Raw genomic sequence first — 24,410 nt, 5'->3', positions numbered from 1 at the left:
GAAAGGAATTTCAGCGGTTGACGGTGCGGGCCGGCACCAGGAAGACCAGCAGCGCGCCGCAGACGACCGTTGCCGAGATGAACATCAGGCCTGCGGTGGACTTGCCCGTCAGGTCGTTGAGCCAGCCGACGATGGCCGGCGAGAAGAAGCCCGCGAGGTTGGCCACGCAGTTCACCGCGGCGATGCCGGCCGCCGCCGACATGCCGCCAAGCAGCGCGGTGGGCAGCGCCCAGAACTGCGACGAAGACGCCATGATCCCGGCTGCGGCAACGCACAGGCACACTATGGCAGCCGTGACACTGCCCAGCATCGGCAGCGTGGCGAAGCCCACGGCGGCGACCAGCATCGGGATGGCCAGGTGCAGGCGGCGCTCGCGGCGGTGATCCGCCGAACGGCCGATCAACGGAAGCGCGACGATGGCGCACAGGTACGGCACGGCCGTCAGGATGCCCACCCAGAGCGGGTCGGCCACACCGGTCTTGCGGATGATGGTCGGCAGCCAGAAGGTCAGGCCGTACTGGCCCAGCACCACACAGAAGTAGATCGCGGCCATCAGCCAGAGGCGCCGGTCTGCCATGAATGCGCGGATCGACAGGTGCTGCACCTTCTGCGCGTTGTCACCGTCGACATTGCGGGTCAGCAGCGCCTTTTCCTGGTCGGACAGCCACTTCGCGCCCTGGATGCCGTTATCGAGGTAGAACAGGATCGCAATGCCGAGCACCAGCGACGGCAGCGCCTCGATCAGGAACAGCCACTTCCAGCCGGCCAGGTCGTGCACACCGTGGAGCGCATGCATGATCCAGCCTGACAGCGGCCCGCCGATGATGCCCGCGAGCGGAATCGCCATGAAGAACATCGACAGCGCCTTGGCCCGGCGCTCCGACGGGAACCAGTACGTCAGGTACAGGATGACGCCGGGCGCGAAGCCAGCCTCGGCAACCCCGAGCAGGAAGCGCAGCACGTAGAACTGCGTCGGCGTATTGACGAAGGCGAAGCCTGCCGAGATGACCGCCCACGTCAGCATGATGCGCGCCAGCCAGTTGCGCGCACCGAGCTTGTGCAGGATCACGTTGCTTGGCACTTCGAAGATGAAGTAGCCGAGGAAGAAGATGCCGGCGCCCAGGCCGTAGATGGTCTCGCTGAACTGCAGGTCATTGAGCATCTGCAGCTTGGCGAAGCCCACGTTGACGCGATCCAGGTAGGCACCCAGATAGCACAGCATCAGGAATGGAATCAGGCGTCGCATGACCTTGGCATAGGTACGCGACTCGAACGTGGCCGCATCGGCGCGCGGCATCACCGCGTCGGCCGCAATGGCCGACGGTACGTATTTCGTCTTCATGGAGTGTCTCCTGCCGGTGCCCCGGGTGGTCCCGGGTGCGTTGACATGGTGGGTGCGGCCGTCCGTTTCGGAGGCCGCCGGGCGTCAGTGGATCAACATGCCGCCGTTCACGTCGAGCGTGATGCCGGTCAGGTACGTGGACAGGTCGCTGACCAGGAACAGGCACGCGTTGGCCACGTCCTCGGCGTCGCCAAGGCGGCCCAGGGGAATGCCCTGGATGATGTCGGCGCGCATGTCGGGCGTCAGCTTGTCGCCGGTGATATCGGTCTGGATCAGGCCCGGCGTGACGGAGTTCACCCGGATACGGTCGCTACCGAATTCACGCGCCATGGCGCGGGCCAGACCCAGCACGCCGGCCTTGGCCGCGCTGTAGTGCGGGCCGCCGAAGATGCCGCCGCCACGCTGGGCCGACACCGACGACATGCAGACGATGCTGCCGCGCTTCTGCTCCTTCATCTGCGGCAGTACCGCCTGGGACATGTACAACGTACCGCGCAGGTTGACGTCCACCACGGCATCGAAGTTCGCGGCGCCGATATCCAGCGTGCGGATGGGCTGCGTGATGCCCGCGTTGTTGATCAGGCCATCGATGCGTCCGTAGCGACGCATCGTCGCGTGCACGGCGGCCTCGCACGACGCCTTGTCGGTCACATCGCAGCGCAGGCCCAGATGGCCTTCGCCCAGATCGGCGGCAGCGGCTTCGGCCGCTTCCTGTTGCAGATCCACGATGACCACCGTGGCGCCTTGTGCCGCCAGCACCCGCGCCGTAGCCTTGCCGATACCGCGCGGCGAGGCGGCGCCCGTGACGATCACTACCTTGTTCTCGACCAGCATCTCATGTCTCCTTCTGTTTCGACTTGACGATGGGTCCAGTTTTGTCGCAGGCGGAGCGCCGATCAATGCATTCGGGCTCAACTATCGTTGAGAAATTTTCAGATGTCGGCCGGCGCGCCCTCCGGGGAAAACCCTCGGCGCCGCTCAGGCGGCCGCCCCTTCGCGCGGACGGTTGACCTCGCGGTCCAGCCAGGCCAGAAAGCGCGCCACACGCGGCAGCTCGGCGTTCTGTGCCGGATACGCGACGTGGTGACTGGCCACCTCCACCGCGTATTGCGCCTCGAACACCGGCACCAGCGCGCCCTTGCGCAGCATTACCGATGCCAGCAGCGAGCTTTCCAGTGCGACGCCGAGCCCCAGCGCGGCGGTTTCGAGCGACATGTACGAACGGTCGAACGAGAAATCGAACGACTTCCGCGCGGCCGGCACGCCAAAGCGCGCGAACCACTGCTGCCAGCGGACCAGCGGCGTTTCGGAATAGATCAGGCGACGATCGACCAGATCGGCAGGATCGCGCACGGGATGCTTGCGCAGGTAGTCCGGCGACGCCATCGGCAGGATGCGCTCGTGCCGGAGCGTCTTCACCTCAAGATCGCGCCAGTGCGCATGGCCGTGCCGGACGTCGAGGTCATAGAAGCCGGCCGTGAAGGACACGTCCTCGTACGAACAAGACAGGTTCAGCTGGATGTCGCCGTTGTCCGCCTGGAAGGACGCCAGCCGGGGCAGCAGCCACATCAGCCCGAAACTCGGACTGGTATGGACCCTGAGGATATCGACGGCGCCTGGGCTGGACGCGCGTTCGGTGGCCCGGCTCAGTTCGGCCAGCGCGCCAGTGACGTCGCGCAGGTATTGCTCACCGACCGGCGTCAGCACGAGCCCCCGGCCCTGCCGGAAGAACAGCGCCTGCCCGACCGCTTCCTCGAGCCTGGCAAGCTGATGACTGACCGCCGAGGCCGTCAGCCCAAGTTCTTCGGCGGCCTTGTTGACGCTCTTGTTCCGGGCGACGCTTTCGAAGGCGACGATGGCCTTGACGGGTGGAATGCGCATGACGATCGGCGAAGGGTTGAACGCGGCGGCCACCATTATGGCTGCTTCTGCCTGCCGCCCCGCGCGCTTTGGCGCTGCGTCTCGGCGTGTTCGCGGATCGTCCCGACCAGCGCGCGCAAGCCGGCCGGGGCATGGCGGTGGCTCGGGTAGTACAGGCAAAGGCCGTCCAGCGGCGGCGTCCAGTCTTCCAGCACGCGCACAAGCGTGCCGGCCGCGAGATCGGCGCTGACCGTCCACTCGGTCAGGTAGGCCAGCCCGACGCCCGCGCGCGCCGCCGCAAGCATCAGGCTGCCATCGTCGAGTGTCAGGCTGCCCTGGCCGTCGAAGCGCACCGTTTCGCCATGGCGCTCGAATTCCCACTGGTAGATCGTGCCACTGGGCATCCGGCTGCGGATGCAGCGATGCGCCTTCAGGTCTGCCGGCGTGCGCGGCTTGCGATGGCTGGCGAAGTACGCCGGGCTGCCCACCACGGCGAAACGCTGGCGGTCGCCGAACGGCACGGCCACCATGTCCTGCGGCACGGTTTCGATCAGGCGCACGCCGGCGTCGAAGCCCTCCAGCACGATATCGATCAGCTTGCCTTCGGTCACGATATCGAGCTTCATCTCCGGATAGCGCGCCAGGAACGCCACGAACACGGCCATCACCTGATGCGCCGCGCCCACCGACGTGTTGATGCGCAACGTGCCCGACGGCGTATCGCCATAGCTGCCCGCCCGATCCATTGCCTCGCGAATGGTGGACAGCGCGGGCCCAACGGTGGCAACGAACTGCGCCCCGGCTTCGGACAGCGACACGCTGCGCGTCGTGCGATTGAACAGCCGCACGCCGATACGGGCTTCCAGCCCCGCCACGGCATGGCTCAATGCGGAGGTCGACACCCCCATCTCATTGGCCGCCGCCCGGAAACCGCGATGACGCGCCACCGCCAGCACGGCCTCAAGCTCGCCTAGCCCCGAAGTCTTCATTGTTCGATTCTGTTTAACGATTCATAAACGATTGTATGGCTAGTCAGCCCAATGCCGGCGTCTTATCTTGATGACAACGCCAACTGCTTTCTCGTACCCCATGTATCGCATCGACCAGATCTATATCGACGGCGCCTTTGTCGTGCCGCACGGCGAAGAACAATTCGCCTTGTTCAACCCGGCTACAGAGGCGGTCATTGGCCACGCGCGGCTGGCCGACGAAGTGGATGCCGCCCACGCGGTGGCCGCCGCCAAACGCGCCTTTCCGACGTTCTCGCGCACCACGCCGCGCGAACGCATCGACATGCTGCTGCGCATGCACGCTGCCGTGCTGGCGCGCGAGGACGACCTGCTCGATGCCATCGTCGAGGAATACGGCGCGCCGGCGTCGCGCGCCCGCTGGATGGCCCGGCACGCCAGCGAGGTGCTGCGCGACGCCGCCGGCGTGCTGGAGAACTATGCGTTCACGCGGCGCATGGGCACTTCCGAGGTCGTCATGCAGCCGCTGGGCGTGGCCGGCCTGATCACCCCGTGGAACAACGATGCCGGCTTCATCACCGGCAAGCTGGCGGCGGCGCTGGCGGCGGGCTGCGCCGCCGTGGTCAAGCCCAGCGAGATGAGCGCGCTGCAGACTCGCGTCGTCACCGAGGCCCTGCACGCGGCCGGACTGCCGCCAGGCGGCTTCAATATCGTCACCGGCCGTGGCGACACGGTGGGTGCCGCGCTCACCGCCCATCCCGACGTGGCAAAGCTGTCGTTCACGGGATCGACGGCGGTAGGCAAGCACATCCTGCGCACGGCGGCCGAATCGCTCAAGCGCACCACGCTGGAACTGGGCGGCAAGTCGCCGGTGATCGTGCTCGACGATGCCGACTTCGATCAGGCCGTGCCGCTGGTGCTGCAGGCCGGCTTCATGAACAGCGGCCAGGCCTGCATCGCCGGCACGCGCATTCTGGTGCCGCACGCCAGGCTGGCCGAGTTCGAGGCGCGCCTGGTGGCTGCCATGGCCGACGTTCACGCTGGCGACCCGCGCGACGCCGCCACCACCATCGGCCCGATGGTCAGCCAGAAGCAATGGGATCGCGTGCAACGCTACATCGGCATCGGAATGTCGGAAGGCGCCCGCGTGCTTGCTGGCGGCCCGGGCCGGCCGGACGGCATCGAGGCAGGCTGGTTCGTCCGGCCGACCGTGTTCAGCGATGTGACCGCCGACATGACGATCGCCCGCGAGGAGATCTTCGGGCCGGTGCTGTCGATCCTGACCTGCCGCGATATGGAAGACGCCATCGCGATCGCCAACGACACGCCATATGGATTGCAGGCCTACGTGCTGTCGAGCGACGTGTCCCGGGCACGCGAGGTGGCCTCGCGCATCGAAGCAGGCCGCGTGCTGGTGAACACCGTCACGCATGACCCGGCCGCACCGTTCGGCGGCTTCAAGCAGTCGGGCATCGGCCGCGAGTACGGCACGTTCGGCCTCGAAGCGTTCCTGGAGCCGAAGGCCGTGCTGGGCGTGGCGGGGTGACGACGGCCGCCGCGTTCCACCGCGCCCGACCGCCGTCGGCGGCGGCGCGCTAGGTGCCGGCGGTCTGCCCGGGCGCCCTCGCCACGCAGAACAGGCTCATCGCCGCCTGCGGCGTGCCCGGCCTGATGCCTGACAGGCGCTGCGCCATGCGCATCTTCAATGGCGCCGGGCCGATCTGCCCCTCGAATACTTCGGCCCCCACCATATGATTGTGCGGGAGCACCTTCACCTGCCATCCGCGTGGTTCCAGCACGCCGCGCAGAAAGGTCTCGGTCACACCGTCGCCGGGGCGATGATGCAGCTCGGTGGCCAGCGCCCAGTACTGCTCGTTATCGGCGGCGGCGTGACCGCCACGCTTGAGCCAGCGGTAGATCGGCACGCGCAGCCGCCACATCAGCATGGCCAGACCGCGGAAGTTCCACGCCGTGAACTGGGGATCATGGTCCGTGATCAGCACCCCGCCCGGCTTGACCAGCCGCGCGGCTTCGACCAGCACGGCGGCCATGTCGTCGCAGTGGTGCAGCGACCCGTTGATGGCCACGATGTCGGCGATGCCCGTCGCCAGCGGCATGTCGTGGGCATCGGCTTGCAGCGGGACATAGCCGACGCCTGCCGCGCGCTGCAGGCTGCCCTCCGCGACATCGACGCCGATGGCCACGCGCGGCGTGCCGCCCAGCGTAGCCAGCACGTTGCCGGGGCCGCAACCCACGTCCACCAGGACCTTGCCGTCGAGCGGTCCCGTCACGGCATGCCAGCGTTCGCGCCATTGCGGATAGCGATGGACATTGGCCAGCCAGTCGTCCATCCATTTCGGATGACTGAAGTAGTGCGCATTGGCACGCATGCCGCGCGTATAGCGGATCGGCGCCCGGGGAAACCAGCCATCCTGCACGGCGGCGCCCGCCTTCAGATAGGGCTGCAGGCGCTGCAGGTAGTCGTGGCCACGACCATCCCGCCCTTCGGGATGCCGCTGAGGACTGACCATCGGTGGATCGGCGGCCGTCACAGTTTCCTGCCAGGCAGCTGCAAGCGTATCGGACTGCTCCATGTCACCCCCAACAAAGTAAAAAAAAAGACCATGCCCAGCGTCGCGCTGCTGCGCGATCGTCGGCAGGAATTCCTGGGTATGGGACTGAGTCGGCAGGTGCTCGATGGCACAGCCGTTTGACGCGTTCGGGGGAAGTTAAGCAGTCTTACTGCAGTGCAGCAGTGTCCGAAAAGCTTCCATTAGTGCGCATTTGGTGCGGTAGCACACATAACCTGGAGTCAGCGGCGGAACCAGAGGATGGAAAGCGCACATGCCGCCACAAGCAAGAGGCTGGCGACGGCGGCGAACAGCGCGCCGACCTCGGTCTCCCTGCGTTCCAGCGCAAAGCGGGCGCTGAGCTGGCGGTACACGCGGCTGAGGTCGGCCGCCGAGCCGGCCTGGAAGTATTCGCCGCCGGTGATATTGGCCACGGCGCGCAAGGCGGGCTCGTCGAGCTGCATGAAGTAGGACAGCAGCGGCTCGCCTGCCACACCGCCCTGCGCCGATCCGAAGCCCACGGTATAGACACGCACGCCCCGCTGGGCGGCCATGCGCGCCGCGTCGAGGGGGTCGGGGCCCGTGGTGCGGCGGCCATCGCTGAGCAGGATGACGGCGCCGTGGCGGTAGGAGCCCGGCTGTACCGCGGGCCGCTCCTTCGCGCGCTTGCGCGCGGCGTCGGCCGCAGTGGCTTCGTCAAGTGACGTAGCGGGCCTGCCCACCAACGGTGCACCGTCGTTGAACAGGACGGCTTCGAGGTCGATGCCATCATCGGGAAACAATACGGCCAGTGCCTGTATCAGGCCGCTGCCGGTGGCCGTGCCGCGCTGCAGCTGGAAGCGGTCGAGCGCATCGAGCATGTCCTGGCGGTTGTCGGTCGGCGCCAGCACCTCCGCTGCGGTGGCGGCGAACGAGACAATGCCCAGCCGCACACTCGACGGCAGCCCCACCACCAGGTCACGCGCGGCCTGCTGGGCGGCGGCGATGCGCGTGGGCGCCACGTCGGTGGCCTCCATGCTGCGCGAGACATCCATCGCCAGCACCAGCGTGATGGTGTCGGACGGCAGCGTGATGGTGGCGCTGGGCCGCGCGCAGGCCAGCAGGGCGGCACCGAGCGCAAGCAGGAAGAGTACGGGAGGAATGTGGCGCCGCAGGCGTTGGCCGGGCCCCAGCGCGGCGCGCGGCAATGCAAGACTGGCATAAAGCAGGGCTGCCTTCTTGCGCCGGGCAATCAGATACACGTAGGCGGCTGCCAGCAGTGGGAGCAAAAGCAGCAGCCAGAGCATTTGCGGCCAGAGAAACTGCATGCCCTGCTCCTTGGCGCGTGAGTAAGAGGATGGTACTGTATTTTTTAAGGCGCGACGGAACCGGGGGCTGCGATGAAACGGGTGACGATCTACGGGTTGGTTTCAGTGGCCGTCGTCCTGGTATTCGCCGCAGGCGCATCGGTCTCGTGGCTGTCTCAGCCGCCGCCTCGCAAGCTCACGCAGGCCGACATCGACGCCGCCGTGCTACACACGCTGCAGACCAAGACGCTGCCATCCCAGGCTGCCCGGGCCGCCGAATCCATCCGCGAATCGGTGGTCGAGATCCGCAGCTTCGCGCCCGAAAAGGCACCCGATCCGCCCCCCGCCGTCAAGGCAAAGCGCGATCCGCCCGACACCAGATCGAAATCCGCACAGAAGGCCGCGCCGAAGGCTGCGCCCAACGCCAGCCCGCAGCGCGATGAAGCCGCCGCCAGCGATCCGCCCCGGCACAGCGAGCAGCCCGACGCCAGGTCCGAAGCCCGCCACATCGGGTCCGGCGTGGTCGTCACCGAGACCGGCACCATCATCACGAACTACCACGTGGTGGCCGACGCCAGCCGGCTTGAGGTCACCTTCCACAATGGCCAGACCTCGGAAGCCTCGCTGCTGCAGGCGATGCCCGAGAAGGATCTGGCCATCGTGCAGGCGAAATCGATCCCCGACGACCTGCCGGCCGCCACGCTCGGATCGAGCCAGAACCTGGCCCCGGGCATGGAAGTCGTGGCGGTGGGCTTTCCGTTCGGCATCGGCCCGTCGGTGTCTGCCGGCGTGATCTCCGGGCTTGACCGGCAGTTCGTGTCGCCGGACCGCAAGCAGAAGCTCGACAAGCTCATCCAGTTCGATGCGGCGGCCAATCCCGGCAACTCGGGCGGTCCGCTGGTGAACATGAATGGCGAGGTGGTGGGCATCGTCACCGCCATCCTCAACCCCAACCCGAGTGGCACCTTTCTCGGCATCGGCTTTGCCATCACGATCGAAAGTGCCGGCATGGCCCTTGGATCATCTCCCTTCTAGACGCGGAGGCCCATGAACGACCCAGCCCGCGGCGCCATCGACAGCGCCAACCTGATGGAACGCCTGCTGTACGAGGTGAAACGCGTGGTGGTGGGACAGGACCACTTCCTGGAACGGGTGCTGGTGGCCATGCTGGCCGGCGGGCACCTGCTTGTGGAAGGCGTGCCCGGGCTGGCCAAGACGCTGACGGTCAACACGCTGGCGCGGACCATGAGCGGATCGTTCAAGCGCATCCAGTTCACGCCCGACCTGCTGCCCGCCGACCTGATCGGCACCCGCATGTACAACCAGGGCACCGGCGAGTTCTCCACGGTGCGCGGGCCGGTCTTCGCCCACCTGCTGCTGGCCGACGAAATCAACCGCGCGCCGGCCAAGGTACAGAGCGCACTGCTGGAAGTGATGCAGGAGAAACAGGTGACGATTGCCGGCGAGTCGCATGCGGTGCCGACGCCCTTCCTGGTCATGGCCACGCAGAACCCAATCGAGACGGAGGGCACCTACCCGCTGCCCGAAGCCCAGGTGGACCGCTTCATGATGAAGGTGCTGGTGGGCTATCCCACCGAGGAAGAAGAGGTCGTGATCGTCAACCGCGTGACCGGCCCGCGCATCGGCGTGAGCGCGATCGCCACGCCCGAGCACCTGGCCGGACTGCAGGAAGAGTGCCGCAAGGTGTACGTGGACCCGGGCCTGATCCAGTACGCGGTGCGCGTGGTGGCCGCCACGCGCAAGCCCGCCAGCCATGGCCTGGAAGATCTGGAGCGTTACGTGTCGTTCGGCGCCAGCCCACGCGCCACCATCGGCCTCATTGAAGGCGCGCGCGCGCTCGCGTACCTGCGCGGCCGCGACTATGCCCTGCCCGAGGACGTGACCGACCTGGTGCCCGACGTGCTGCGCCATCGCATCGTGCTGTCGTACGAGGCGATCTCCGATGCGGTGACGGCCGACCAGCTGATTGCACGCATCCTGCAGGCGCTGCCGGTGCCGGAACGGCCCATGGAATCCCATGTTCGGGCGGCTGCGCGCTAGGCGCCAAAGCGGCCCGACAGGCGTCGTCGCTGGCGACGGCGTGGCGCGCGTGGGCGCCAGCCAGACCGATGCGCTGCTGCGGCGGCTGGAATGGACCGTGGTCCGGCGGCTCGACGGCCTGCTGCAGGGCGACTACCGCACGCTGTTTCGCGGCTTCGGACTCGATCTGGCGGACCTGCGCGAGTATCACCCGGGCGACGACGTGCGCCATATCGACTGGAACGTGACGGCCCGGCTGCAGACGCCACACGTGCGCGAGTACCAGGAGGATCGAGAGGTAGCGGTCTGGTTTCTGCTGGACCTCAGCGCCTCGGTCGATTTCGGGTCGGGCACGGTGCGCAAGCGCGATCTGCTGGCCGATTTTTCCACGGTCATGGCGCTGCTGCTGACCCGCTACGGCAATCGCGTGGGCACCGTGCTGTACGGCGGCGCGGCCGACGCCTCGGCCTCCGTGGTGCCGGCGCGTGCCGGTCGCCGCCATCTGATGCATCTGCTGGACCGCATGCACACCACGCCCGCCGCATCGCCGGGCGACACCCGCCTGCGCGATCTGCTGGAGCGTGCGCGCTCCGTCGCAAAGCGCCGTTCGGTGATGTTCGTCGTCTCCGACTTCATCAGCGCGCCCGGCTGGCAGGCTTCGCTGGCGATGCTGGCGCGGCGCCACGAAGTGGTCGCCGTGCGGCTCGTCGATCCTCTGGAGCTGGCGCTGCCCGACCTGGGCGTGGTGGTGATGCAGGACGCCGAAACCGGCGAGCAGATGGTGGTGGATACCCACGACAAGGGCTTTCGCAAGCGTTTCGCGGCCATCGCCGAGGCACGCGAGGCCGAACTGCGCCTGGGCTTCACCCGTGCCGGCGTGGATTGCCTGACCTTGTCCACCGACACCCGCCTGGACCTGGCGCTGCTGCAGTTCGCGCGCCAGCGCAGCCGCCGGCTTGGCACCGTGCGCGACGCCACCAGGGGCATCGCATGATCGAGGCGCTGAACCGGCTGCCGGTGCTGAGCTTCCTGTGGCCCGCCATGCTGTGGCTGCTGGCGCTCGTGCTGCTGCTGGGCGCGGGCTACCTGTGGCTCGATGCGCGCCGGCGCCGCGCCGCCGCGCGATATCCGGCCTTGCGCGTCGCGGGCATGGCAGGCGCGGCGAACACCGCCGGCAAGGCTCCGGCCAACTGGCGCCGCCATGTGGCGCCCGTGTTCGCGCTGCTGGCGCTGGCCGCACTGGTGGTGGCCATCGCGCGCCCTCAGGCGGTGATGGTGCTGCCATCACGGATCGAGACGGTGGTGCTGGTGATCGACCTGTCCGGCAGCATGCGCGCGCAGGACGTCAAGCCCAGCCGCCTGCGCGCCGCGCAGGGTGCGGCCAAGGTGCTGCTCGATGCGCAGCCGTCCGGGGTCAGTACGGGCGTGGTGGCGATGGCCGGCACAGCGGCCGTGGCGCAGGCGCCCAGCCGACGCAAGGAAGATGTGGCCGCCGCCATCGACAAGCTGCAGCCACAGGGCGGCACGGCGCTGGGCAACGGGCTGCTGATCGCGCTGACGACGCTGATGCCGCAACTGACGGAAGAAGCGGCGCGGCTGATGAACGAGGACGGACCCATTCCGAAATCGACGCCGGGCGATACGGACGAGGCCGTCGCACCCGGCTCCTATGCGGCCGGTGCGATCGTGCTGTTCTCCGACGGCGAGAGCAATGCCGGCCCGGCCGCACTGCAGGCCGCCCAGCTGGCCGCCGCCCACGGCGTGCGCGTCTACACCGTGGGCGTGGGCACGGTCGAAGGCGTGGTGCTGAAGGCCGACGGCATGTCGGCCCGCGTCAAGCTCGACGAACAGGTGCTGAAGCAGGTGGCCGACGCTACCGGTGCCGAATACTTCCGGCTCGAAGATGCATCGCGGCTCAAGACCGTGTACCGCGCCATCAACGCGCGGCTGGCCCATGGCAAGCGCGACCAGATCGAGGTCACCGCGTTCTTTGCCGCGCTGGGCGCCTTGCTGGCAACCTGCGCGGGGCTGCTGTCGCTATGGTGGTTCGGGCGCGTGCTGTAGCGTCAGACCGCCACCGGTCCGCTATCGCGGCTGCAGCACCAGCAGCGTGGATGTGCCGTGCGCCAGCACGCGTCCCGAGGTATCGGTCACGCGGCAGTCCGCGGTGATGATCTGGCGGCCCTGCGTGATGACCCGCCCTTCGGCACGCACCCGCCCGGTATCGGGCTTGATGGCGCGCGAGAAATTGCCCCGGGTTTCCACGGTGGTGTAGCCGGTGCCGGCAGGCAATACGGAATTGGCCGCGCATCCGGTGGCGCTATCGATGAGCGTCAGCGCCCAGCCGCCATGCACGGTGCCCATCGGATTGAGCAGATGCGCGCCCGGATCGCCCTCGAACGCGGCAAAACCGTCGCCCACTTCGACCAGCCAGAAACCTAGCGCCTGGCCGATCGGCGGCTGCGGCAGCCGGCCTTCGACGATGGCCTCCAGCACAGCCTTGCCAGTCATGCCCGCAATGTCGGCGGGGTTCGCCACGCCATAGTGATAATCGGTCACGCACGTCTCCGTGTTCTTGTGGGATGGGATAAAGATGCTCGCGGCATTGCGGGCAAGCTTATCGCAATATCCCGGCGGCTGCCGGGCCGGCGACGTCCGGAGTCGGAGTGGTGTCAGGCCGCCATCACGCCGCGGTGACGCAGTCCTGCTCGGCCTGGACCGCGGGCTCCGGCTCGCAGTCGGGCCGCATGCTGGATGCCAGCACGAACTGGTCGCGGCCGCGCTGCTTGGCCATGTAGAGCGCACGGTCCGCTTCGGCGAACAGACTGCGCCACAGGCCGTCGCGGCCCGATGGTCCGCCGTGCAGCTGCGCCACGCCGATGCTGACGCTGGCATGGCCGCAGCCGGGGCCGTCGCCGTCGGGCAAGGCAATCGCCCTGACCTTGCGCAGGATACGGTTGGCCAGCGCGGTGGCCTGATGCTCGTCGGTATGCGGGCAGAGGATGCAGAATTCCTCGCCGCCGTAGCGCGCGGCAATGTCCGACGCGCGCCGCGAGTTGTCGAGCGCGGCGGCGATGTCGCGCAGCACCTGGTCGCCGGCGTGGTGGCCGTGCCGGTCGTTGACACGCTTGAAATGGTCGACGTCGATCACCAGGCACGACAGCGGGTCGCCGTCGCGCTGCCAGCGCGCCACCAGGCCCATGGCGGTCATGTCCAGCGCGCCGCGATTGAGCAAGCCAGTCAGCGCATCCAGGCGCGCGCCGCTTTCGTTGCGGGCGATGATCTGTTCCATCGCCATCAGGCTGAAGCCGAACAGGCCAAGCAGCACGGCCACCAGCGGCGCCAGTGGCCAGATCGACGCACTGGTCTGCAGGAAGAACGGCGTGATGGCCAGCCCCTTGAACGCAGCGCCGTAGCTGAGCGCCGCCACCTGCGAGCCAAGCAGCACGAGGTGCGACGCCAGCACCAGCGGCCCGCCGATGCTGGTCCGGCCGCGCCGGCTGCGCAGCATCGTGACGATGGTACTGAACGAGATCATGGCCAGCATGCCGTACGCCACGCCGTGCAGCAGCAGGCGCCCGTCCGACAGGCCGGACATCAGCACCAGCAGCACCAGCGTGACCAGACCGATGATGCGCAACGGCAGCGCACGGTCCGCCAGCCCGTAATAGGCGCGCACGCCACGGTAGATGGTCAGCCGGCCGATCAGATAGGCCCCGGCGCCCAGCGCCGACAGCTGCAGCGAATCGCCGGCGACGCTGGCGGCCACCACCAGGCCGGCGCCCGATGCCACGACATGCCCAACGGCCCACAGGCGCCCTGCCTCGCTGGCGCGCAGCGCCAGAACCAGCCCCGCGGCCATGACCAGCGTGCTGGAGAACACCACCATCATGACGACCAGAATCGTCTGCTGAGCCAGGTGCACGGGAATCCGTTTCCTCTTAAAGCTACCGGGGGCGGCTGCCGTTATCCACGTTAACCCTTGTTGGGTGTCCCGACGTGAGAAACGGTGGATTGAAACGCCGTGACGGGATGCGAAGCGACCGGCGAAAGGACGCATCATAGCCCGCACACTGGCTGCGGCGCACCCCCGGCAAGCCGGGTACCCGTCGCATTTTTGCAATGGTTTGCACTGTGCGGACACCCGCTGGGCGGAATGCTCAGTCGTCCTGCGGCGGGGCGGTCGTCGACGATCCGGCGCTGGCCGGCCTGACTTCGGGAAAGGTGCCGCCCAGTGCCAGCGTCAACGCGCGGGCGGCGTCCAGCACCTGCTCGCGGAAGGCCTCGCTGAAGCGCGGCGTCGGGCAGGTCAGCGTCAGGGCCCCCTTCAGTTCGCCACCGGGGCCGAACACCGGCGAGGACACGCCGGCGATATCGGGGCTGCGGTCGCCCACCATCGCGACCACGCCTTCGTCGCGGATCCGCTGGTAGATCTCGCCGCGCGCCCCGGCAAAGGCCCGCAGCACGCGTCCACCCGAGCCCCGGTTGCGCGGCAGCAGGTCGCCGGCGCGGATATGGTCGCGCACCGGCTGCGGCGAATCCACGCGATACAGGCACAGGCGGTGCTCGCCCTGCTCGACGTGGAACGCGGCCGATTCCCGGGTCACGCGCACCAGTTCGCGCAGGGCCGGCATCACCACTCCCTCCAGCGAGAACGACGCCGCGTAGACCGCGTTGAGCCGTGCCACTTCGGGGCCCAGCGCATAGCGGCCGTCGGGCAGCCGCTGGATCAGCCGGGCATGTTCCAGCGAAGCCAGCAGCCGCAGCAGCGTGCTCTTGTACAGGCCGCTGCGCTGGGCCAGTTCGGCCAGGCCCAGCGACGTGTCGCCCTCGCGGAAGACCGATAGCACGAAGAGCGCCCGGTCGACGGCAATCGCACCGCCATCGGCGGCGTTCTTGTCGGCTTCGGACAGCTGGGCGGCTTTGCGTGGCATGGGCAGGCAGGCGGGACAGGCAATTGGAACGGGCGTCCACCGTATAGAACGGACCGGGTGTTGTCAATGCGACCATAAGTGCGCCTCAATACCCGGCGCGATTTCGGCAATGCCGGTATGATGACGCCTTCCGGGTTTTCCCTAGGTCGTCGTACCAGACGAGCCGGAGCCCGGCCAACCCGCGCCTCCTGAATCACCCATGTCCGCCCCGAGCCATTCCTCGGTCACACCACCGCACGGTGAACCCGCCGCCGGCAATGTGACCCGCCGCATTCTTGCCGTCGTCTTCTTCAACTTCATCGCCTATCTGGCAGTCGGCCTGCCGATTGCCGTGGTGCCGGGTTTCGTCCACGGCGACCTGGGCTATAGCGCCGTCCTGGCTGGCCTGGCGGTCAGCATCCAGTACCTGGCCACGCTGATGAGCCGTCCCTGGGCCGGCACGCTGTGCGACACGCAAGGCCCGAAGCGCTCGGTGCTGACCGGGCTGGCGCTGGTCACGGGCAGCGGCGTGCTGACGCTGGTGGCGTCGCTGTTCGCGGGGAGCGACTGGCTGGGGCTGGCCTGGCTGCTGGCGGGACGTCTGATGCTGGGCGCGGGCGAAAGCCTGGTCACCACGGGGACCATCGCCTGGGGTATTGGCAGCGCCGGCGCGCGGCACACCGCCAAGGTGATCTCGTGGAACGGCATCACCACCTATGGCGCACTGGCCGTCGGCGCGCCGGTGGGCGTGGTGCTGGCCAAATGGGGCGGCCTGGGTACGATTGGCGTGGTCACCACGCTGATTGCCGGCGCGGCGCTGCTGCTGGCGCGACGCCGCCCGCCGGTGCCGGTGCTCAAGGGAGACCGCCTGCCGTTCCGCCGCGTCTTCCGCGCCATGACGCCGTTCGGCCTGTGCCTGGCGCTGGGGTCGGTTGGCTTTGGCGTGATCACGGCGTTCATCACGCTCTACTACAGCAGCAAGGGCTGGGATCACGCGGCGCTAGCGCTGACGGCGCTGGGCATCTGCTTCGTGCTGACCCGCCTGGTAATGGCGGACGCCATCGCGCGGTTCGGCGGCTATGCCGTGGCGCTGGTGTCGTTTGCCGTGGAAGCCGCCGGCCTGGGCATCATCTGGATGGCCCACGCGCCCTGGCAGGCGCTGGCGGGCGCGGCCGTGGTGGGCTTCGGTTTTTCGCTGGTGTTCCCCGCGCTGGGCATGGAAGCGGTCAAGCGCGTGCCGGCCACCAATCGCGGCTCGGCATTGGGCGCCTATGCGCTGTTCCTCGATTTCGCGCTGGGCCTGACGGGCCCGGTGGCCGGCTTTATCGCCGCGCAGGGCGACTACCCGGGCGTCTACCTGTTTGCCGCGCTCAGCGCCGTGCTGGCGCTGGTGCTGAGCCAGTTGCTGGCCGCGCGGTATCGCGACCAGTTCGCCCCGGCCACCTGATTACAGCCGTTCGCAGCAATAGGCTTCGGTACTGTAGGGAAACGACACCTCGTCGCGGCCCTGCAGCGCCGGATCGCCGCCGATCACCGCATGCAGACGCGCGCGCACGGCGTCCTGCTCCGGCTGCGGCAGCGACGCGATAAAGCTGACCGACATCACGCGGTCGACAATCACCTGCTCCGGCGCGCCGGTATGCGTGTAGGGAAACCGCGTCAGGCCAAGCGGCCCGAAACCATCGGCCGGGAAGACCTTCTTCCAGTCGCCCTTGTAGAAGCGCGGCGCATCGCCCTCGTAGGGCGTCATGATTTCGGTCAGCCGGGCCACCCAGCCCACCGATTCGTCGCGCACATTCCAGACCAGCCCGAGCCGGCCGCCCGGCTTCAGCACACGGCCGATTTCGCGCATGGCGGCGGAGTTGGCAAACCAGTGAAAGGCCTGCGCGCAGACCACGGCGTCCACGCTGGCATCGGGCAGCGGCATCGATTCCGCGCTGCCCTGCACGGCGCGCACCTCCGGCAACTTGCCCGAAAGCTGGGCGCGCATCGCATCGACGGGTTCCACGGCAATGACGCTGGCGCCGGTGGGCACCAGCAGGCGGGTGAACTTGCCCGTGCCGGCGCCCAGGTCAACCACGGTCTTGCCGGGTGCCAGCCCCAGCGTGTCGCGCAGCCAGGCGCCGAGTTCGGCGGGATATTCGGGACGCCCGCGGGCGTAGGTATCGGCCTGGGACGAGAAGCCCTGGGCGGCGGCATGATGGATTGTCGTCATGACCCCGCACGATACGCCGGCGGCGCGACATCGACAAGTCGCACCGCCGCAGGCGGCACGGCTTCTTTCAGTGCTGCAGGCCCCAGCGGCGTACGGTCAGGCGTTCCAGCGTGGTGAAAACCAGCCCTTCCACAGCCAGTCCGATCAGGATCACCGTGGCCAGCCCGGCGAAGACGCGGTCGGTGTAAAGCTCGTTGCGGTTCTGGAAAATGTACCAGCCCAGCCCGCCCTTGCCCGACGACGCGCCAAACACCAGTTCGGCCGCGATCAGCGTGCGCCAGGCAAACGCCCAGCCGATCTTGAGGCCCGACAGGATGGCCGGCAGCGCCGCCGGCACCAGGATCAGCACCACGTAGCGCAGGCCGTGCAGCCCATAGTTGCGGCCCGCCATGCGCAGCGTTTCGGGCACGCCGCGAAACCCCGCGTAGGTATTCAGCGCCAGCGGCCACAGCACCGAATGGATCAGCACGAACACCAGGCTGCCGGTGCCCAGCCCGAACCACAGCAGCGCCAGCGGCAGCAGCGCGATGGCAGGCAGCGGGTTGAACATGGCCGTCAGCGTATCGAGCAGATCGCGCCCGATGCGCGTCGACACCGCCACGGTGGTCAGCGCGAACGCCAGCACGATGCCCGCCGCGTAGCCCTGCAACAGGATCGACAGCGACACCACGGCCTTGCCCGGCAGTTCGCCGCTGGCGATGGCCGCCACGAACGCGCGCGCGGTAGCCAGGAAGGTCGGCAGCAGCAGGTCGTTGTCCTGCACGCGGGCGATGACCTCCCAGGCGAGGGCCAGCACCAGCAGGATCAGGGCCTTGCGCAGCCAGCCCTGCTGCCACAGTTGCCGGTACCACGGCAGCGCACGGGACAGCGGCACGGCCGTGAAGGGTTCGAGTACGCGCTCGTATTCGGGGCGCAGGGTGGGGAGGATCGTCGACATGATCTGGCGGGGGGAACGTTAGTGCGTGGCGGCGTGGCGGGCGCGGCCGGAGGCCGAACCGGCCTCGGCCGGCGTGTCGAACAGCATCGCGTGGATGCGTTGGGCAGCCTGCTGGAATTCGGCGCTGCCCTGGCTGGCCAGCGAAAACTGGTGGCTGTTCAGCTCGGCGCGCACGCGGCCCGGATGGGGCGACAGCAGCAGGATGCGGCTGCCCACCACCAGCGCCTCTTCGATCGAATGGGTCACGAACAGCAGCGTGAACGCGGCCTCGTCCCACAGCGCCAGCAATTCTTCCTGCATGCGCCGGCGCGTCAGCGCGTCCAGCGCGGCGAACGGTTCGTCCATCAGCAGCACCTTGGGCCGCGTGGCCAACGCGCGGGCAATCGCCACGCGCTGCTTCATGCCGCCAGACAGCGTGTGCGGATAGGCATCGGCAAACGCCGCCAGGCCAACCTTGTCCAGGAAATGCATGGCCACGTCGCTGGCCTCGGCCTTCGACAGGCCGCGCGCCTGGCGCAGCGGAAACATCACGTTCTGCCTGACCGTCTTCCACGGCGGCAACTGGTCGAACTCCTGGAACACGACGATGCGGTCCGGCCCTGGCGCCTGCACGCGCTGCCCTTCGAGCCGGATCTCGCCCTCGGCGGGCGGCACGAAGCCCGCCACGGCCTTGAGCAGCGTCGACTTGCCGCAACCGGACGGCCCCAGCAGCACGAAGCGGTCCGACGCATGCACGTCGAAGCTCACGCGGTGCGTGGCTCGCACCACGCGCGTCGGCGTGCGGTATTCCAGCGACACGCCATCCACCTGCAGCAGCGGCTGCGGATGAGGCACCACGCGCAGGTGCGGGTTGCCGTGATTGCCGTGATTGCCTTCTGCCATGTCAGCTCCCCTGCGCGGTGGCCGGATCCTGGAAGAAGTAGTCCTGCCAGGACGCCGGGCGGTTCTTGATGGCGCCCACGCGGTGCATGAAATCGGCCAGCGGATAGGTGTTCTGCGGCGTGACCTTGAACTGCACCTGCGGATTCTTGAGGATCTTCACCAGCAGCGCGCGATCGATCTTGGCCTTGTTCACCCGGATGTAGAGGTCGGCGGCTGCCTCGGGGTTCTTCGTCGCGAACGCGGCGGCCTCGCCCAGCGCATCGACAAACGCGCGATATGTCTTGGGATTCTCGTTGCGGAATTTCTCGGTGGCGTACAGCACCGTGGCCGAGCTGGGCCCGCCGAGCACGTCGTACGAGCTCAGCACGATGCGCGCGTTCGGGTTGCCGGCCAGTTCCTGTTCCTGGAACGGCGGATTGCCGAAGTGGCCGGTGATCTCGGTGCCGCCCGCGATGATCGCCGCGGCGGCATCGGGGTGCGGCACGGCCACGGTCCATTTGTCCAGGCGGTTGAATTCCTTGTCGCCCCACTGCTTGGCGGCAGCCAGCTGCAGCACGCGCGACTGTACCGATACGGTCACCGCCGGCAGCGCGATGCGGTCCTTGTCCGAGAAGTCCGCGATCGACTTCACCTTGGGATTGTTCGAAACCAGGTAGTACGGAAAATTGCCCAGCGACGCCACGCCCTTCACGTTCTGGCGGCCGTGCGTGCGATCCCACAGCGTCAGCAGCGGGCCGACGCCGGCACCGGCGATATCGATGGCGCCCGACAGGAGCGCGTCGTTCACGGCCGATCCGCCCGACAACTGCGTCCATTCCACCTTGACGTCGACACCCTGCTGCTTGCCGTGCTTTTCGATCAGCTGCTGGTCACGCGCCACGTTCAGCAGCAGGTAGACCACGCCGAACTGCTCGGCAATGCGGATCCTGCCCTCCGCGTGTGCGGTGCCCGTCAATGCCAGGCCGGCGGTCAGGACGGCCAGCGTGGCACGGCGGGCGATGGGGGCGGCGAACGAAAATACTGACATGCGAAATGCTCCGGGGACGCTTGAATTGATTTTGGGAGAGGCTCAGAACGGCGTATCGCCTTCGATGGTGGTACGGAACATCACGCGGCGCAGGTGGTCGGGCGTGCCGGCCGCCAGGTGCAGCAGCGAGCGGTTGTCCCAGAACACCAGGTCGTGCTCGCGCCACTGGTGGCGGTAGACGTACTCGGGCCGCACGCTGTGCGCGAACAGTTCATCGAGCAGCGCACGGCTTTCGTCGTCGGGCAGGCCGACGATCTTCGTCGTGAAATGCTCGCTGACGAACAGCGCGCGGCGCCCGGTCTCCGGATGGGTGCGCACCACCGGATGCACCACGGGCTCGACCTGTGCGATCTGCTCGGGCGTCAGGTTGGGCCGCCACGGGCTGCGCTTCTGCAGCTCGGCGTAGCGCGCCAGGTAGGTGTGTTCGGCGGTCAGCCCCTCGATCTTCTGCTTCAGTGCCGCCGGCAGGCCATCGTATGCGGCGTGCATGTTGGCGAAGAGCGTGTCGCCGCCTTCGGCCGGCAGTTCGATGGCATGGAGCAGCGAGCCCAGGCTCGGCGTTTCCTTGTACGACAGGTCGGAATGCCAGAAGTGGCCTGCGTCGCCCAGCCCGATCGGCTTGCCGTCCTTCAGCACGTTGGACACGATCAGGATCTCGGGGTGATCGGCCAGCTGGAACTGGTGCAGCACATGGATCTGCAGCGGGCCAAAGCGGCGGCTGAATGCGATCTGCTGGGCCGGCGTGATGCGCTGGTCGCGAAACACCACCACGTGGTGATCCAGGTGGGCGCGATGGATGCGCCGGAAGTCGTCGGCTGAAAGCGGCTGATCGAGGTCGAGCCCGATCACTTCCGCGCCGAGGGCGGCACCCAGCGGGCGGATCTCGAAATCCTGCACGGTATCTACGTCGGCAATCGTCATGGCAATTCCTGGCCTTGGGGGAAGCACAAGCCTTGCACTCTAGGGAGCCACGACGCCGCACACAACGAATCAAATCGCGCGCCGTTATGCGGCCAGCGCATATGACCCGTCGTAGTACGCCCGGCGCATAAGCAAGCGCGCTTTCCTTCGTTCCCGTGCCACGTCGCGTTCCGTACGCTGACCGATTGCTTCTTCGAAGGAATGCCGCGATGTCATCCCCCAACACCACCCGTCGGCGCATCGTGCTGGCCAGCATGGCCGGCCTGGGCGCCGTCGTCGCGCCCGCCATCTCGTCCACGGCGGCGCTGGCCGCCGACACGCCCGAGACGCTGCGTATCGGCTACCAGAAGTCGTCGACGCTGATGATCTGGCTGAAGTCGCGGCAGGTTCTGGAACAGGCGCTGGCGCCGCGCAAGGTCAGCGTGCAGTGGCACGAATTCACATCGGGGCTGCCGCTGCTGGAATCGCTCAATGTGGGCAACCTCGACCTGACCGCCGACGTGGCCGATGCCGTGCCGCCGTTCGCACTCGCCGCCGGGGCCAGCATGACGTACTACGCCATCGAATCGCCATCGCCCACGGCGCAGGCCATCGTGGTGCGCAGCGACTCGTCGATCCGGTCGGTGGCCCAGCTCAAGGGGCAGCGCGTCGCGTTCTCGAAGGGTGCCGGCGCGCACTACCTGCTGCTGGAGGCCCTGAACGAGGCAGGTCTGTCGATGCGCGACATCGAACCCGCGTATCTGACACCGGCCGATGCCCGCGCAGCGTTCGAGCGCGGCAGCGTAGCCGCCTGGGTGATCTGGGATCCGTTCCTGGCGGCCGTGCAGCGCCAGGCCAACGCGCGCATCCTGCGCGACGGCGTGAAGCTGTCGAGCTACCGGCGCTTCTACCTGGCCGCCACGCCCTATGCAAAGCGCCGGCCCGACGTGCTGGCCACGGTCTACGGCGAGCTGCGGCGCGCCGGCGAATGGATCAAGGCCAACCCCGCCGAGGCCGCCGCATGGCACGCCCCGTTGATCGGCCTGGACGCCGCCACCGTCGAAGCCGCCAACGCACGGCGCACCTATCAGGTACAGCCCGTGGACGGCGCTGCGCTCGACGAGCAGCAGCGCATCGCCGACGCCTTCGCCGGCCAGGCCATCCTGCCGCGCAAGGTCACTGTGGCCGCGTCGCCAGTGTGGAGGCCGGCGTGACCACGCCCGATGCCTGACCGCGCCCGCCACGGGAGCGGTTGAACCCGCGGGGCGTCCTGCGGTGCGCCACCGCACGCCCCATCCCCTGTTCCGTGCCCTATAGTCGAAGGCAGCAGCGTCCACAAGATGCTGCGCCGCACAGGACACAGCGAACCACAAGGGGACCACCACATGGGCACTGTTGCGCGCTTTGACATCGGCTTTACGCGTTACCTGTCTCCCGAGGGCGCGCCCGCCCGGGACCTTCCCGTCTTCGCCCGCGACCCGGCCGCCCTGCTGCCGCTGTATCGCGCCATGGTGCTCACCCGGCAGTTCGACCTCAAGGCCGTCGCCATGCAGCGCACCGGCCAGATCGGTACGTTCGCGTCGGCGCTGGGCCAGGAAGCCATCGGCGTGGGCGTGGCCACGGCCATGCGGCCAGACGACGTACTGATCCCGTCCTACCGCGACCATGCCGCCCAATTTGTGCGAGGCGTCACGATGACGGAGAGCCTGCTGTACTGGGGCGGCGACGAACGGGGCAGCGAATTTGCGGCGGTGCCGCACGACTTCGGCAATTGCGTGCCGATCGGCACCCAGGTCGGGCACGCGGCCGGCGTGGCGTATGCGTTCAAGCTGCGCCGGCAGCCGCGCGTGGCAGTCTGCATCATCGGCGACGGCGGCACGTCTAACGGGGCGTTCTACGAAGGCATGAACATGGCCGGCGCGTGGCAGGTGCCGCTGGTCATCGTCATCAACAACAACCAGTGGGCCATCTCGATGCCGCGGGCCAAACAGACGGCGGCGGCCACGTTGGCGCAGAAGGCCATTGCGGCAGGCATCCCGGGAGAGCAGGTGGACGGCAACGACGTGATTGCCGTGCGCGAACGCGTGGGCGACGCCATCGAACGGGCACGCGACGGGGCCGGCCCGGCGCTGATCGAGGCCGTCACATACCGGCTGGGCGATCACACCACGGCCGACGATGCCTCGCGCTATCGCGACGACGCCACGGTCAAGGACGCCTGGCTGCACGAACCCGTCAAGCGGATGCGGGACTACCTGGCCAGCGTGGGTGCCTGGGATGCCGGACACGAAGAGGCGCTGGTCCGCGAGTGCCAGCAGGCCGTGGCCGCCGCCGTGGAAGCCTACCTGCAACTGCCCCACCCCGACGTCTCGGCGATGTTCGATTGCCTCTACGAGACGCTGCCGGCCGCGATGGCCGACCAGCTCGACACCGCGCAACGCTACGCCGCACAGGACCGGGAGACCCATCATGGCTGAACTGCATATGGTGGAAGCGGTCAACCTGGCGCTGGCGCACGCGCTGGAACACGACCCCGACGTGGTGCTGCTGGGCGAGGACATCGGCGTCAATGGCGGCGTGTTCCGCTCGACGGTTGGGCTGCAGCAGCGTTTTGGCGACGCGCGCGTCATCGACACGCCGCTGGCCGAAGGCGGCATCGTCGGCGCGGCCATCGGCATGGCGGCGATGGGCCTCAAGCCCGTGGCGGAGATCCAGTTCGCGGGCTTCATCTATCCGGCCATCGACAACATCCTGAATCACGCCGGCCACCTGCGGCACCGCACGCGCGGCCGGCTCAGCTGCCCGCTGGTGGTGCGCGCGCCCAGCGGCGCCGGCATCCACGCGCCCGAGCACCACTCCGAAAGCCCGGAGGCACTGTTCGCGCATATCCCGGGCCTGCGCGTGGTCATGCCGTCGTCGCCGGCCCGCGCCTACGGCCTGTTGCTGGCCGCGATCCGCGACCCCGACCCGGTGATCTTCTTCGAGCCCACCCGGCTCTATCGCCTGTTCCGGCAGGAGGTGGAGGACACCGGCGACGCGCTGCCGCTCGATGCCTGCTTCACGCTGCGCGACGGCTCCGACATCACGCTGGTCAGCTGGGGCGCAATGGTCCAGGAAACGCTGGCCGCCGCCGACCTATTGGCCGACGAAGGCATCGCTGCCGCCGTGATCGACGTGGCCACGCTCAAGCCGCTGGACATGGAGACGATCCTGGAATCGGTGGCGCAAAGCGGCCGCTGCGTGATCGTGCACGAGGCGCCGCGCACGGCCGGCGTCGGCGCCGAGATCGCGGCGAACCTGGCCGATGCCGGGCTCTATACGCTCAGCGCGCCGGTACAGCGCGTGACCGGCTACGACACCGTGGTGCCACTGGCACGGCTGGAGCACAGCTACCTGCCGTCGGTGGCGCAGATCGTGGACGCGGCACGGCGCGCACTGGACGCCGGCTAGGCACTGCCAACCAGGAGACA

23 protein-coding genes are annotated in these 24,410 nt (G+C 68.2%); 9 read left to right on the top strand and 14 right to left on the bottom strand.

The genetic code is table 11. The features are described from left to right. Positions 1-10: 10 nt before the first annotated feature. From BLQ58_RS13050 to BLQ58_RS13035, 4 genes are all read right to left on the bottom strand, one after another. The gene (locus BLQ58_RS13050; RefSeq protein ID WP_092598528.1) at positions 11-1,342 is read right to left on the bottom strand and encodes an MFS transporter; all 1,332 of its coding nucleotides are present in this window, start codon (positions 1,340-1,342) and stop codon (positions 11-13) included. Between the two features lie 84 nt (positions 1,343-1,426). Further along, positions 1,427-2,176: an SDR family NAD(P)-dependent oxidoreductase gene (locus tag BLQ58_RS13045; protein WP_092598525.1), complete on the bottom strand. Its 750-nt coding sequence runs from the start codon at positions 2,174-2,176 to the stop codon at positions 1,427-1,429. A gap of 144 nt (positions 2,177-2,320) precedes the next feature. Next, entirely contained in the window at positions 2,321-3,223 is a 903-nt protein-coding gene (locus BLQ58_RS13040) for a LysR substrate-binding domain-containing protein (protein ID WP_092598773.1), read from the bottom strand. Positions 3,224-3,258: 35 nt separating this feature from the next. Further along, entirely contained in the window at positions 3,259-4,191 is a 933-nt protein-coding gene (locus BLQ58_RS13035) for a LysR family transcriptional regulator (RefSeq protein WP_092598522.1), read from the bottom strand. 100 nt (positions 4,192-4,291) lie between these two features. On the opposite strand from BLQ58_RS13035, the gene BLQ58_RS13030 reads away from it, so the two are divergent. Then, positions 4,292-5,716 carry an aldehyde dehydrogenase family protein gene (locus tag BLQ58_RS13030; protein WP_092598519.1) on the top strand — a complete coding sequence of 475 codons (1,425 nt, stop codon included), beginning with the start codon at positions 4,292-4,294 and terminating at the stop codon, positions 5,714-5,716. Between the two features lie 49 nt (positions 5,717-5,765). On the opposite strand, the gene BLQ58_RS13025 is transcribed toward BLQ58_RS13030, so the two are convergent. Further along, positions 5,766-6,764, bottom strand: coding sequence for a class I SAM-dependent methyltransferase (locus tag BLQ58_RS13025; RefSeq protein ID WP_254775925.1), 999 nt, complete (start codon positions 6,762-6,764; stop codon positions 5,766-5,768). 218 nt (positions 6,765-6,982) lie between these two features. Continuing rightward, positions 6,983-8,047, bottom strand: a complete 1,065-nt coding sequence (locus tag BLQ58_RS13020) for a VWA domain-containing protein (protein ID WP_092598515.1) — start codon at positions 8,045-8,047, stop codon at positions 6,983-6,985. Positions 8,048-8,119: 72 nt separating this feature from the next. Here BLQ58_RS13020 and BLQ58_RS13015 point away from each other — a divergent pair, with 72 nt between their 5' ends. Genes BLQ58_RS13015 through BLQ58_RS13000 form a run of 4 tightly spaced genes read left to right on the top strand, consistent with a single transcriptional unit; the run spans position 8,120 to position 12,130 of the window. Further along, complete coding sequence (locus BLQ58_RS13015; RefSeq protein WP_092598512.1) at positions 8,120-9,061, top strand: S1C family serine protease; 942 nt, start codon at positions 8,120-8,122, stop codon at positions 9,059-9,061. Positions 9,062-9,073: 12 nt separating this feature from the next. Continuing rightward, positions 9,074-10,087, top strand: coding sequence for an AAA family ATPase (locus BLQ58_RS13010; protein ID WP_092598509.1), 1,014 nt, complete (start codon positions 9,074-9,076; stop codon positions 10,085-10,087). Further along, positions 10,065-11,060 (top strand): DUF58 domain-containing protein, encoded by a 996-nt coding sequence (locus tag BLQ58_RS13005; protein ID WP_092598506.1) that lies wholly within the window; start codon positions 10,065-10,067, stop codon positions 11,058-11,060. Before BLQ58_RS13010 ends, BLQ58_RS13005 begins: the two co-directional genes overlap by 23 nt. Beyond that, positions 11,057-12,130: a vWA domain-containing protein gene (locus tag BLQ58_RS13000; protein WP_092598504.1), complete on the top strand. Its 1,074-nt coding sequence runs from the start codon at positions 11,057-11,059 to the stop codon at positions 12,128-12,130. Before BLQ58_RS13005 ends, BLQ58_RS13000 begins: the two co-directional genes overlap by 4 nt. A gap of 21 nt (positions 12,131-12,151) precedes the next feature. Here BLQ58_RS13000 and BLQ58_RS12995 read toward each other — a convergent pair whose 3' ends face one another. From BLQ58_RS12995 to BLQ58_RS12985, 3 genes are all read right to left on the bottom strand, one after another. After that, on the bottom strand, positions 12,152-12,625 hold the full coding sequence (locus BLQ58_RS12995) for a PaaI family thioesterase (protein ID WP_092598502.1): 474 nt from the start codon (positions 12,623-12,625) through the stop codon (positions 12,152-12,154). A gap of 124 nt (positions 12,626-12,749) precedes the next feature. Next, positions 12,750-13,991, bottom strand: coding sequence for a GGDEF domain-containing protein (locus BLQ58_RS12990; RefSeq protein ID WP_092598500.1), 1,242 nt, complete (start codon positions 13,989-13,991; stop codon positions 12,750-12,752). Between the two features lie 235 nt (positions 13,992-14,226). Further along, entirely contained in the window at positions 14,227-15,000 is a 774-nt protein-coding gene (locus BLQ58_RS12985; protein WP_092598497.1) for an IclR family transcriptional regulator, read from the bottom strand. Between the two features lie 199 nt (positions 15,001-15,199). Between BLQ58_RS12985 and BLQ58_RS12980 the strand changes: the two genes are divergently transcribed. Next, complete coding sequence (locus tag BLQ58_RS12980; RefSeq protein WP_092598494.1) at positions 15,200-16,426, top strand: MFS transporter; 1,227 nt, start codon at positions 15,200-15,202, stop codon at positions 16,424-16,426. Here BLQ58_RS12980 and BLQ58_RS12975 read toward each other — a convergent pair whose 3' ends face one another. From BLQ58_RS12975 to BLQ58_RS12955, 5 genes are all read right to left on the bottom strand, one after another. Further along, on the bottom strand, positions 16,427-17,194 hold the full coding sequence (locus tag BLQ58_RS12975) for a class I SAM-dependent methyltransferase (protein WP_092598491.1): 768 nt from the start codon (positions 17,192-17,194) through the stop codon (positions 16,427-16,429). It abuts the gene before it with no gap. A gap of 67 nt (positions 17,195-17,261) precedes the next feature. Then, positions 17,262-18,131, bottom strand: a complete 870-nt coding sequence (locus BLQ58_RS12970) for an ABC transporter permease (RefSeq protein WP_092598488.1) — start codon at positions 18,129-18,131, stop codon at positions 17,262-17,264. An 18-nt stretch (positions 18,132-18,149) separates the two neighbouring features. After that, positions 18,150-19,013 (bottom strand): ABC transporter ATP-binding protein, encoded by an 864-nt coding sequence (locus tag BLQ58_RS12965; protein WP_092598485.1) that lies wholly within the window; start codon positions 19,011-19,013, stop codon positions 18,150-18,152. Between the two features lies 1 nt (position 19,014). Continuing rightward, complete coding sequence (locus BLQ58_RS12960; RefSeq protein WP_092598482.1) at positions 19,015-20,040, bottom strand: ABC transporter substrate-binding protein; 1,026 nt, start codon at positions 20,038-20,040, stop codon at positions 19,015-19,017. Positions 20,041-20,082: 42 nt separating this feature from the next. Next, a complete protein-coding gene (locus BLQ58_RS12955) occupies positions 20,083-20,961 on the bottom strand; it encodes a TauD/TfdA dioxygenase family protein (RefSeq protein WP_092598478.1) in 879 nt (292 codons plus the stop codon). 209 nt (positions 20,962-21,170) lie between these two features. Between BLQ58_RS12955 and BLQ58_RS12950 the strand changes: the two genes are divergently transcribed. The 3 genes from BLQ58_RS12950 (at position 21,171) to BLQ58_RS12940 (ending at position 24,390) form a co-directional block, all read left to right on the top strand. Next, positions 21,171-22,154 (top strand): aliphatic sulfonate ABC transporter substrate-binding protein, encoded by a 984-nt coding sequence (locus BLQ58_RS12950; RefSeq protein WP_092598475.1) that lies wholly within the window; start codon positions 21,171-21,173, stop codon positions 22,152-22,154. 171 nt (positions 22,155-22,325) lie between these two features. Further along, positions 22,326-23,417 carry a pyruvate dehydrogenase (acetyl-transferring) E1 component subunit alpha gene (gene pdhA / locus BLQ58_RS12945; protein WP_092598472.1) on the top strand — a complete coding sequence of 364 codons (1,092 nt, stop codon included), beginning with the start codon at positions 22,326-22,328 and terminating at the stop codon, positions 23,415-23,417. Beyond that, on the top strand, positions 23,410-24,390 hold the full coding sequence (locus BLQ58_RS12940; RefSeq protein ID WP_092598469.1) for an alpha-ketoacid dehydrogenase subunit beta: 981 nt from the start codon (positions 23,410-23,412) through the stop codon (positions 24,388-24,390). Before pdhA ends, BLQ58_RS12940 begins: the two co-directional genes overlap by 8 nt. The last annotated feature ends 20 nt before the right edge of the window (positions 24,391-24,410 follow it).

Origin of the sequence: Ralstonia sp. 25mfcol4.1 (genome assembly GCF_900104095.1) — a bacterium.
Taxonomy (GTDB): Bacteria; Pseudomonadota; Gammaproteobacteria; order Burkholderiales; family Burkholderiaceae; genus Cupriavidus.
The sequence above is the reverse complement of the archived record's forward strand: the minus strand, read 5'-3'. Positions and strand labels throughout refer to the sequence as shown.

Bases quoted from the DNA above. Each gene is read 5' to 3' on its own strand.
- BLQ58_RS13050 (WP_092598528.1), bottom strand. From the start codon at position 1,342: ATGAAGACGAAATACGTACCGTCGGCCATTGCGGCCGACGCGGTGATG.
- BLQ58_RS13045 (WP_092598525.1), bottom strand. From the start codon at position 2,176: ATGCTGGTCGAGAACAAGGTAGTGATCGTCACGGGCGCCGCCTCGCCG.
- BLQ58_RS13040 (WP_092598773.1), bottom strand. From the start codon at position 3,223: ATGCGCATTCCACCCGTCAAGGCCATCGTCGCCTTCGAAAGCGTCGCC.
- BLQ58_RS13035 (WP_092598522.1), bottom strand. From the start codon at position 4,191: ATGAAGACTTCGGGGCTAGGCGAGCTTGAGGCCGTGCTGGCGGTGGCG.
- BLQ58_RS13030 (WP_092598519.1), top strand. From the start codon at position 4,292: ATGTATCGCATCGACCAGATCTATATCGACGGCGCCTTTGTCGTGCCG.
- BLQ58_RS13025 (WP_254775925.1), bottom strand. From the start codon at position 6,764: ATGGAGCAGTCCGATACGCTTGCAGCTGCCTGGCAGGAAACTGTGACG.
- BLQ58_RS13020 (WP_092598515.1), bottom strand. From the start codon at position 8,047: ATGCAGTTTCTCTGGCCGCAAATGCTCTGGCTGCTGCTTTTGCTCCCA.
- BLQ58_RS13015 (WP_092598512.1), top strand. From the start codon at position 8,120: ATGAAACGGGTGACGATCTACGGGTTGGTTTCAGTGGCCGTCGTCCTG.
- BLQ58_RS13010 (WP_092598509.1), top strand. From the start codon at position 9,074: ATGAACGACCCAGCCCGCGGCGCCATCGACAGCGCCAACCTGATGGAA.
- BLQ58_RS13005 (WP_092598506.1), top strand. From the start codon at position 10,065: ATGTTCGGGCGGCTGCGCGCTAGGCGCCAAAGCGGCCCGACAGGCGTC.
- BLQ58_RS13000 (WP_092598504.1), top strand. From the start codon at position 11,057: ATGATCGAGGCGCTGAACCGGCTGCCGGTGCTGAGCTTCCTGTGGCCC.
- BLQ58_RS12985 (WP_092598497.1), bottom strand. From the start codon at position 15,000: ATGCCACGCAAAGCCGCCCAGCTGTCCGAAGCCGACAAGAACGCCGCC.
- BLQ58_RS12980 (WP_092598494.1), top strand. From the start codon at position 15,200: ATGTCCGCCCCGAGCCATTCCTCGGTCACACCACCGCACGGTGAACCC.
- BLQ58_RS12975 (WP_092598491.1), bottom strand. From the start codon at position 17,194: ATGACGACAATCCATCATGCCGCCGCCCAGGGCTTCTCGTCCCAGGCC.
- BLQ58_RS12970 (WP_092598488.1), bottom strand. From the start codon at position 18,131: ATGTCGACGATCCTCCCCACCCTGCGCCCCGAATACGAGCGCGTACTC.
- BLQ58_RS12965 (WP_092598485.1), bottom strand. From the start codon at position 19,013: ATGGCAGAAGGCAATCACGGCAATCACGGCAACCCGCACCTGCGCGTG.
- BLQ58_RS12960 (WP_092598482.1), bottom strand. From the start codon at position 20,040: ATGTCAGTATTTTCGTTCGCCGCCCCCATCGCCCGCCGTGCCACGCTG.
- BLQ58_RS12955 (WP_092598478.1), bottom strand. From the start codon at position 20,961: ATGACGATTGCCGACGTAGATACCGTGCAGGATTTCGAGATCCGCCCG.
- BLQ58_RS12950 (WP_092598475.1), top strand. From the start codon at position 21,171: ATGTCATCCCCCAACACCACCCGTCGGCGCATCGTGCTGGCCAGCATG.
- pdhA (WP_092598472.1), top strand. From the start codon at position 22,326: ATGGGCACTGTTGCGCGCTTTGACATCGGCTTTACGCGTTACCTGTCT.
- BLQ58_RS12940 (WP_092598469.1), top strand. From the start codon at position 23,410: ATGGCTGAACTGCATATGGTGGAAGCGGTCAACCTGGCGCTGGCGCAC.